The sequence below is a fragment of the Petroclostridium xylanilyticum genome, assembly GCF_002252565.1.
Taxonomy (GTDB): domain Bacteria; phylum Bacillota; class Clostridia; order SK-Y3; family SK-Y3; genus Petroclostridium; species Petroclostridium xylanilyticum.
This window is the reverse complement of record NZ_NPML01000032.1, coordinates 1-2970: the sequence shown is the minus strand read 5'-3', so window position 1 is coordinate 2970 and position 2970 is coordinate 1. Positions and strand designations below refer to the sequence as shown.

Sequence of the window (2970 nt, the reverse complement as noted above, 5' to 3'; positions counted from 1 at the left end):
AAAGAAAAGGTAAAAGACATAGACGTAATTAAAGAAAAGGTAAATGACATAGATGTGATTAAAGAAGATATTGCTGCAATAAAAATTCAGCTGGATGAAAACACACAAATCCTGAAGGCATTGGAGCATTCGGCGCAGGTAAATAAAGCCGAGCACGACAAAATTTTTCACGAGATTGCAGAAATGAGCGGAGAAATCAAGGCAATAAGAAAAGACCTGACAACGGTGGAAATTGTAACTTCAAATAATTGGAATGAACTTGCCAGATTAAAAGCAGTCAGATAATGGCTGCTTTTGTTTTTAAACGGAGTGATGATATGCAGTATTGTTCGATAGAATATTTAAACAAATTATTGGATAAAAAGCTGCCGGAAGCAATAAACAGCGGCTTTCAATTGGATACATACAAAGAAATTCCTTACGGTATCCAGCTATTTTTTATTTGTAATGGGACAAAATATATTTTGAACCTTTATTATACAGAGAAAAAAGGTCTAAAAATAGTTAGTAATATAAAGAAGCCAGATGAAAAAAATGATATACTAACAAATATATTTTCTACAAATACTATTGAAGCATTTTTTACAGCAAAATCTAAACCAAAAAACAATGAGGCATTATTAGACCTTAGCGGATTGAATTTTAACGTATGGATAGGGACTGACGAATCGGGAAAAGGGGATTATTTCGGTCCTCTCGTAGCTGCAGGTTTTATTATTGATAAAAAAATTGTTAGAGAAATTGAAGAACTGGGTATAAAAGATAGTAAGAAGATAACTGATAAAAAAATATCAGATATTGCAGCCTATTTGCATAAGAATTTCCAGGATAGAATCAGTATTTGTGAGGTACCTCCGGACAAGTACAACCAGTTGTATACAAAAATGATAGGACAAAAAATGAATTTAAATCACCTTCTTGCGTGGGCCCATGCAAGAGTTATAGAAAATTTGCTTGCCCGTAAATATAAGGTTGAAGGTGCTATTGTCGACCAATTTGGAAATGAAAAATACATAAAAGAGGCTTTAATGGAACGTGGACGTGAAGTTACACTTATCCAGAGACCTAAGGGTGAAGAGGATCTGGCCGTTGCTACAGCTTCTGTACTTGCACGGGAAAGATTTGTTATAAGGGTGAATGAACTGCAAGAAAGATATGGGATTGTTTTCCCTAAAGGAGCTGGACAAGCAGTAACTGCAACCGCAGAAAAGTTTATAGAAAAATATGGTAAAATCGAATTGGAAAAGGTGGCGAAGGTACACTTTAAGATAACGGAAAACGTAGAGAAGAGATAACGGAAACCGTTGTCCACAAACCAAAAATTTTTGCTAAAATTGCAGGAAGATTTTATATATTGTCGAATATATAATATTGTAAAAGTTTTGTTAAGAATAATGTAATGGTTGTGTTAAATTCAGGTCATAATATTAAAGATTATACTTAACAAAACTTATATTCATCATATCAGTAACTCAATATAAAGGAGCTGAGCTTATGAGATTTATCATCACAGGAAGAAAACTTGACGTAACCGATGGCTTGAGAGACAGGATTCACAAAAAGTTAGGTAAGTTGGATAAGTTCTTTGATGCCGACACAGAAGTGCATGTTACACTGGAAGTTGAAAAGGACAGGCAAATTGTCGAAGTCACTATTCCTTTTAACGGAATGATCCTTAGAGCTGAAGAAGCAAATAGTGATATGTACGCTTCAATAGATAAAATAGTGGACACCCTGGAAAGACAGATCAGGAAAAATAAAACCCGTCTTGCAAAGAAACTAAAAGAGAACGCCTTTGTAGTTGAAACAGTCAATGACGGATTACCACCTAATGATTTTGAAGAGGAAACAGAGTTTAACATAGTAAAGACCAAGAGATTTGCAATTAAACCTATGGATATTGAAGAAGCTATCCTGCAGATGAATCTTTTGGGACATCAATTTTTCGTATTCTCAAATGCAGATACTGAAGAAGTAAATGTAGTATATAGAAGAAAAGATGGAAATTACGGGTTGATTGAACCTGAATTTTAAAAATAAGCCGAGGCATAAATTGTCTCGGCTTATTTTTAAATTATAGTAAACCATGGGGACGGTTCTTCTGACACATAAAAAGAGCATGTGACAGAGAACCGTCCCTGTGTCATCTTTCAGGCACTGAGTTATTATTTCTTCTTCTATTCTTGAGAATTTTCCTCCATTATCATATAATATCCTTAAAAAAATAGGAGTGGGGAAAATGCGTGAAATCAATGCGAATCAAGTTATTGAAACAGTTGAAAAATTATGTATAGATGCAAACTATTATCTTAATGAGGATATTAAGTATGGAATTCAAAATTTTATGGAAAGTGAAAAATCACCGGTTGGAAAGGACATATTAAATAAGCTGATAGAAAATGCAGAAATTGCGAAAGAGCAGAATATGCCCATTTGCCAGGACACGGGGATGGCGGTTATCTTTGTAGAAGCTGGACAGGATGCCCATATCGTTGGAGGCAGTTTGACTGATGCAATTAATGAAGGTGTAAGAAGGGGATACGAAAAAGGCTATCTGCGGAAATCGGTGGTAAAAGATCCATTGGACAGGGTAAATACAGGCGATAATACACCGGCTGTCATACATTATGACATTGTGCCGGGAGACAAAATTAAAATAATTGCAGCGCCTAAAGGCTTTGGCAGTGAGAATATGAGCGCAGTAAAAATGCTTAAGCCTTCAGATGGTGTAAAGGGTGTAATAGATTTTGTTATTCAAACGGTAGACCGGGCCGGAGCAAATCCATGTCCTCCCATAGTGGTAGGGGTTGGAATAGGAGGGACCATGGAAAAAGCGGCATATCTTGCCAAAAAAGCTCTGTTACGGCCAATCAATCAAAGAAGCCATAATGAGTATTATGGAAGTCTCGAGCAGGAACTGCTGGAAAAGATAAACAGGCTTGGGATTGGACCGCAGGGATTGGGGGGGAC

Annotated in this window: 4 protein-coding genes; all 4 read left to right on the top strand. The window is 36.2% G+C overall.

What is annotated here, in order from left to right:
* On the top strand, positions 1–285 hold a 285-nt coding region (locus CIB29_RS18280), incomplete at its 5' end, for a hypothetical protein (protein ID WP_094552239.1).
* Positions 285–1295 (top strand): ribonuclease HIII, encoded by a 1011-nt coding sequence (gene rnhC, locus CIB29_RS18275; protein ID WP_094549287.1) that lies wholly within the window; start codon positions 285–287, stop codon positions 1293–1295. The genes CIB29_RS18280 and rnhC, both read left to right, overlap by 1 nt.
* Positions 1296–1494: 199 nt before the next feature.
* Complete coding sequence (hpf, locus tag CIB29_RS18270) at positions 1495–2034, top strand: ribosome hibernation-promoting factor, HPF/YfiA family (protein WP_094549285.1); 540 nt, start codon at positions 1495–1497, stop codon at positions 2032–2034.
* A 205-nt stretch (positions 2035–2239) separates the two neighbouring features.
* Positions 2240–2970: fumarate hydratase (locus CIB29_RS18265; RefSeq protein WP_094552238.1), on the top strand; the 731-nt coding region annotated here is incomplete at its 3' end.